4 protein-coding genes are annotated in these 6688 nt (G+C 72.5%); 1 reads left to right on the top strand and 3 read right to left on the bottom strand.

What is annotated here, in order from left to right:
- Positions 1 to 98 precede the first annotated feature (98 nt).
- Positions 99 to 2366, top strand: a complete 2268-nt coding sequence (locus ABEA26_RS34255) for a HelD family protein (protein ID WP_345597747.1) — start codon at positions 99 to 101, stop codon at positions 2364 to 2366.
- 10 nt (positions 2367 to 2376) lie between these two features.
- Here ABEA26_RS34255 and glgB read toward each other — a convergent pair whose 3' ends face one another.
- The 3 genes from glgB to ABEA26_RS34270 all read right to left on the bottom strand — a co-directional run.
- Positions 2377 to 4806: a 1,4-alpha-glucan branching enzyme gene (gene glgB, locus ABEA26_RS34260; RefSeq protein ID WP_345597741.1), complete on the bottom strand. Its 2430-nt coding sequence runs from the start codon at positions 4804 to 4806 to the stop codon at positions 2377 to 2379.
- 83 nt (positions 4807 to 4889) lie between these two features.
- Complete coding sequence (locus ABEA26_RS34265; RefSeq protein ID WP_345597743.1) at positions 4890 to 6284, bottom strand: maltokinase N-terminal cap-like domain-containing protein; 1395 nt, start codon at positions 6282 to 6284, stop codon at positions 4890 to 4892.
- 99 nt (positions 6285 to 6383) lie between these two features.
- Positions 6384 to 6688, bottom strand: a 305-nt coding sequence (locus tag ABEA26_RS34270; protein WP_345597745.1) for an alpha-glucosidase C-terminal domain-containing protein, incomplete at its 5' end; no start/stop codon positions are given.

Genomic DNA, 6688 nt, shown 5'->3' on the forward strand with positions numbered 1-6688 from the left:
TCCCCCGAGCAATTGCGCTCGGGGGATTTCTTTGCGTATATTCGTTGATTCGTGACTTCAGGAGATGGAGTACACGAAGAAGTTCATGGGCACAGCATATCCGGGCGGGAGTGGAATTGTCAAACACCGAATTTCCGGACGATGAATTGCGGCACGAGCAGGAATTCATCGACGGACTCTACGCACGCGTGGACGCGTTGCGCGGCGATACCGAGGCCTCGGTCACGCAGGCGCTCGCGCAGGGCAACACGCCCCAGCAGGCCCGGCTGGAACGGGACATCCTGGTCGCCGAGCGCTCCGGGCTGCTCGCCGCGCTCGACGCGGTGGACGGCTCCCTCTGCTTCGGCCGGATCGACCTCACCTCCGGTGCCGGTCACCACATCGGCCGTATCGGTCTCCGTGCCGACGACGCCGAACGCACCCCGGTCCTGATCGACTGGCGGGCCGACGTCGCACGCCCCTTCTACCTGGCCACCGGCCACACCCCGATGGGTCTGCGCCGCCGCCGGCACATCGCGAGCGAGGGCCGCACGGTCACCGCGCTGCACGACGAGTTCCTCGACGTCGGCGACGAGACGCGCACCGGCCACGAGGATCCGTCCGGCGACGCCGTGCTGCTCGCCGCGCTGAACTCCGCGCGCACCGGCCGCATGGGCGACATCGTGCAGACCATCCAGGCCGACCAGGACCGCATCATCCGCGCCCCGCACCGCGGCGTCCTGGTCGTCGAGGGCGGCCCCGGCACCGGCAAGACCGCCGTCGCCCTGCACCGCGCCGCCTACCTGCTCTACGAGCACCGCGAGCTGCTCGCCAAGCGCGCCGTCCTCATCGTCGGCCCCAACCCGGCCTTCCTCGGCTACATCGGCGAGGTACTGCCCTCCCTGGGCGAGACGGGCGTGCTCCTGTCCACCGTCGGCGAGCTGTTTCCCGGCGTGAGGGCCTCGGCGACGGACACCCCCGAGGCGGCGGCGGTGAAGGGCAGTGCCGGCATGGCCGACGTGCTCGCCGAGGCGGTCCGCGACCGGCAGGCGCTGCCCGACCCGGTCGTCGCCATCGAGCACGACCGCGAGATCCTCATGCTGGACGACGACCTGGTGAGCGTCGCCCGCGAGCGCACCCGTGCCGCGAAGCTGCCGCACAACGCGGCCCGCGAGCACTTCGAGGGCCACATCCTCAACACCCTCACCGACATGGTCGCCGAACGCATCGGCACCGACCCCTACGACGGTTCCAACCTCCTCGACCCCAGCGACATCACCCAGATCCGCGACGAACTCGCCGAGAACCCCGAGGTCTGGTCGGCCATCGACCGGCTCTGGCCCCGGGTGACTCCGCAGCGCCTGGTCGCCGACCTCCTCGCCGCCCCCGAGGCCTTCCTGCCGGCCGAGGACGCCGCCGCCGTCCGCCGCCCGGTCACCCGGCACTGGACCGTCGCCGACGTACCCCTGCTGGACGAGGCGGCCGAACTGCTCGGCGAGGACGACCGGATCGCCCGCACCCGCGCCGAACGCGAACGGGAGGCGCAGATCGCCTACGCGCAGGGCGTGCTGGACGTGTCGTACGCGTCCCGTACCTACGAGTTCGAGGACAAGGACGAGGAGGAGGCGGAGGTGCTGTCGGCGCACGACATCATCGACGCAGAGCGCTTCGCCGAACGCCAGGAGGAGGACGACCACCGCAGCGCCGCCGAACGCGCCGCGGCCGACCGCACCTGGGCCTTCGGGCACATCATCGTGGACGAGGCGCAGGAGCTTTCCCCGATGGCGTGGCGGCTGCTGATGCGCCGCTGCCCGACCCGCTCGATGACCCTGGTCGGCGACCCGGCGCAGACCGCCGAGGCGGCCGGCGTCGGCTCCTGGTCGAAGATCCTCGCCCCCTACGTGGAGGACCGCTGGGAGCACACCCGGCTGGGCGTCAACTACCGCACCCCGGCCGAGATCATGGACATGGCGGCGGCCGTCGTCCGCGCCGGCGACCCTGCCTTCGCACCGCCGAGTTCGGTACGGTCCACGGGCGTACGGCCGTTCGTCCGCGCCACGGACGACCTCCCGGCAGCGGTGGCCGAGGCGGTCGGCGAGCTGACCCCCGAGGAGGGCCGCCTCGCCGTCATCGCCCCGCGCGAGCTGCACGCCGGGCTCGCCGCCCGGCTGGACGGCGTGCGAGCCGGTGCCGAGCCCGACCTGACACGGAACGTCGTCCTCCTCGACCCGCGCCAGTCCAAGGGCCTCGAGTTCGACTCCGTCCTGGTCGTCGAGCCCGGCCGCTACGGCACGAGCGACCTGTACGTGGCCCTCACCCGGGCCACCCAGCGGCTCGGCGTCCTGCACACCGAGCCGCTGCCGAAGGGACTCGTGGACGCGTCCTGACCACCGGGCCTCAGGCCGGACGCAGCCACACCGTCGCCAGGGGCGGCAGGGTCAGCCGGACGCTCGCCGGCCGGCCGTGCCACCCCTGCGGCTCCGGCTTGACCGGGTCCGGGTTGACCACGTCGCCGCCGCCGTACCGCGCGGCGTCGGTGTTCAGCACCTCGTGCCAGGCGGGCACGTCGTCGGGGACGCCGAGGCGGTAGTCGTGCCGGACGACCGGGGCGAAGTTGGACACCGCGAGCAGCGGGGTGCCGTCGGTGTCCATCCGGAGGAAGGCGAGGACGTTGTCCTCGGCGGCGTCCCCGGCCACCCACGCGAAACCGGCAGGGTGGGTGTCGCGCTGCCACAGCGCGGGCGTGGCCCGGTAGACGGTGTTCAGGTCGCGGACCAGGTCCAGCACCCCCCGGTGGTCCGCCGCCGCCCCGTACTGCGGGTCGAGCAGCCACCAGTCGGGGCCGTGCGCCTCGGACCACTCCGCGCCCTGCGCGAACTCCTGTCCCATGAAGAGCAGCTGCTTGCCGGGGTGGGCCCACATGAAGCCCAGGTACGCCCGTTCGCCCGCCCGCTGCTGCCACCAGTCGCCGGGCATCTTCGACACCAGCGACTTCTTGCCGTGCACCACCTCGTCGTGGGATATCGGCAGCACGTAGTTCTCGCTGTACGCGTACACCATGGAGAAGGTCATCTCGCCGTGGTGGTACTTGCGGTGCACCGGCTCGTGGCTCATGTACTCGAGAGAGTCGTGCATCCAGCCCATGTTCCACTTCAGGCCGAATCCGAGTCCGCCGAAGCCGCCCGGTCCCTCGTGGTGCGTCGCCCGGGTGACGCCGTCCCAGGCCGTCGACTCCTCCGCCACGGTCACCACACCGGGCACCCGCCGGTACACCGTCGCGTTCATCTCCTGGAGGAACGCCACCGCGTCCGGGTTCTCCCGACCGCCGTGTTCGTTCGGCGTCCACTGGCCGGGTTCGCGCGAGTAGTCCAGGTAGAGCATCGAGGCGACCGCGTCGACGCGCAGCCCGTCGATGTGGAACTCCTCGCACCAGTACACGGCGTTGGCGACGAGGAAGTTGCGTACCTCGCGCCGTCCGAAGTCGAACTCCAGCGTGCCCCAGTCCGGGTGCGCGGCCCGCAGCGGGTCGGAGTGCTCGTACAGCGGACGGCCGTCGAACTCGGCCAGCGCCCAGTCGTCGCGCGGGAAGTGCGCCGGCACCCAGTCCATGAGGACACCGATGCCGGCCTGGTGCAGCCGGTCGACCAGGTACCTGAAGTCGTCGGGGTCGCCGAGGCGGGCCGTGGGCGCGTAGAAGCCGGTGACCTGGTAGCCCCAGGAGCCGCCGAAGGGGTGCTCGGCGACCGGCATGAGTTCGACGTGCGTGAAGCCGAGGTCCGCCGCGTACGCCGGGAGCTGGTCGGCGAGCTGGCGGTAGGTCAGCCCGGGGCGCCAGGAGAGCAGGTGGACCTCGTACACCGAAAGGGGTGCCTCGTGCGCGGGCGCGTTCGCGCGGCGGGCCAGCCACTCCTCGTCGCCCCACGTGTAGTCCGAGGCGTGCACGACGGAGGACGTGGCCGGCGGGACCTCCGTACGGCGGGCCATTGGGTCCGCGCGGAACGTGCGGGAGCCGTCGGGCCGGGTGATCTCGAACTTGTACGGCTCGCCCGCGCCGATGCCGGGCAGGAACAGCTCCCACACCCCGGTGCCGCCCAGAGACCGCATCGGGTGGCCGGTGCCGTCCCAGAAGTTGAAGCCGCCGGCCACCCGGACCCCGCGCGCGTTCGGCGCCCACACCGTGAAGCGGGTGCCCGCGACGCCCTCGTGGGTGACCGGATGCGCGCCGAGCGCCTGCCACAGCTGCTCGTGCCGGCCTTCGCCGATCAGGTGCAGGTCCAGGTCGCCCAGCGTGGGCAGGAAGCGGTACGGGTCCTCGACGTCCTGGACCGTCCCCTCGTACGTCACGAGGAGCCGGTAGGCCGGTACGCCGTCCAGCGGCAGCAGGCCCGAGAAGAAGCCGTCGCCGTCGTCGTGCAGCTCGGTCCGCGCCTCCCCGGACAGGACGACGGTCACCGCCAGGGCGTACGGCCGTAAGACCCGGAGGGCGACGCCGCCGGGCACCGGATGGGCGCCGAGCACGGAGTGAGGGTCGTGGTGGGTGCCGGCGAGCAGTCGCTCCCGGTCGCCGGTGTCCGGACGGGGGGAAACGGCGGCCTCGGCCGGTGCCGCCCTTCTCGCCGTCTTCCCGGCGGCAGGTTTCCCGACGGCTGGTTTCCTGGCGGGCGCCTTCTTGTCAGGAGCGTTCCTGTCAGGCGTCTTCTTCCCGGCTGCCTTCTTCCCGACCGCCTTCTTGGCCGGGGCCTTCTTCGCGGCCGGTTTCTGCGCGGCCGTCTTCTTGGCGCCCGTCTGCTTCGGGTCGGGACCGCTGGACGAGGGGCGGGGGGTCACGGGCGGGGCCTCCTGGGCGAAGGGGGATCAAGAGGGGGTGTCAAGGGGTGTCAAGTAGTGTCAAGGGGTGTCGGGGACCGGCGTCATGCCGATTCGGGCGTGGACAGGCGGCGCACCGCGGACAGCGGCACCGGAAGCCAGTCGGGACGGTGCCGGGCCTCGTACAGGACCTCGTAGACCGCCTTGTCCGTCTCGTGGGCGCGGAGCATCACCGGGTCGGTGCGCGGGTCGCTGCCGGCGACCTCCGCGTACCCGGTGCAGTACGCAGCCCGGCAGGACCCGGCCCAGCCAGGCACCGGGACGTCCACCGAGTGCGCGGCGTAGTCGAAGGAGCGCAGCATCCCGGCGACGTCCCGCACCGGCGGCTGGGGCATCCGCCGCTCGGCGAGCTGTTTCGCGGGCTCTCCCTCGAAGTCGATCAGCGACCACTGCCCGGACGGTGAGCGCAGGCACTGGCCGAGGTGCAGGTCGCCGTGGACCCGCTGGGCGGTCCAGGTACGGCCCTCGGCGGCCAGATCGCCCAGCGCGGTGAACGCCGTGCGCAGCGCGGGCGCGTACGGGCGGAGCAGGGGCACCGCGTGGGCGGCCTCCTCCAGCCGTCCGATCATGACGTCGGCGAGGTGCCGCAGCTGTCCCTGGCCGAGGGTGACGGTCGGCAGCGCGCGGGCCAGCGCGGTGTGCACCTCGGCGGTGGCCCGCCCGAGCGCCCGCGCCTCGGCGACGAAGTCCTCCCCCTTGGCCAGTTCGCGCAGGGCCAGCTCCCAGCCGTCACTCGCGCCCTGCACATAGGGCTGGAGCACGCCCAGCACCCAGGACCGGCCGGCCAGGTCCGCCACCATCCAGCCCGCCGGTGCCGGCACCCGGGGGCAGCCCTCGCGGGCCAGCGCCAGCGGCAGCTCCAGGTCGGGGTTGACGCCGGGCACGATGCGGCGCAGCACCTTGAGAATGAACGTATCTCCGTACACGACCGACGAGTTCGACTGCTCGGTGGTCATCAGCCGGGGCACCAGGCCGGTGCGTATCCCCCGGTCCCTCTCCCGCTCGAAACGTAGCCCGCCGATGCGGGCCCCGGTGCGCAACGCCTCCAGGAGCACCTCGGCGGGCCGGGTGTCGTACAGGGCGTCGTAGGCGGTGCGGCCGGCCAGCGGGCCCTCGGTCACGTGTCCGATGAGCGCGGGCGCCAGCCGGGGTGGCAGCGCCTCGCGCGCGCCTATGAGGAGCTGGTAGCAGTCGCCGGGCTCCTCGGGCGCGCCGGCGGCCGGCGTGAGCGGCTGGTGGGCGCGCACCAGCACGTGGTGGAGGCCGATGCGGGCGTCGGCCGGAAGCAGCTCGGTGGCGGCGACCAGCGAGAACCCGGTGACCGGACGCCCCTTGCCCGCGAACCAGCGTTGCCGCGGCAGCCAGTCCCGCAGCAGAGGATCGAGTGACGCTAGAAGGCCTGGCGGGCTCGTGACGGTGCGTGTGACGGCTTCCGACATGGCGTCGCGTCCTTTCCCCGGGCAGTCGGGGTGCTACTGATGCGTGCCCCGGGCGGGGCTGCGGAAACCGCCCCGCCCGGGGATCGGGGCCGGTGCGGCCTAAACGGCGTCCTTGCGGAGCCGGAACCAGAAGAAGCCGTGCCCCCCGAGGGTCAGCAGGTACGGGAGGTCCCCGACCGCCGGGAAGCGCACTCCGCCGAACAGCTCGACGGGGTGGCGGCCCCCGAAGGCGCTCAGATCGAGTTCGGTGGGCTGGGCGAACCGGGAGAAGTTGTGGACGCACAGCACCAGGTCGTCCCCGGTCTCCCCGTCCGAGGGGGCCTCCCGCAGGAAGGCGAGCACGGCGGGGTTGGAGGAGGGCAGTTCGGTGTAGGTGCCGAGGCCGAAGGCGGGGTTCTGCTTGC

It is taken from the genome of Streptomyces marokkonensis (assembly GCF_039539045.1).
Taxonomy (GTDB): domain Bacteria; phylum Actinomycetota; class Actinomycetes; order Streptomycetales; family Streptomycetaceae; genus Streptomyces; species Streptomyces marokkonensis.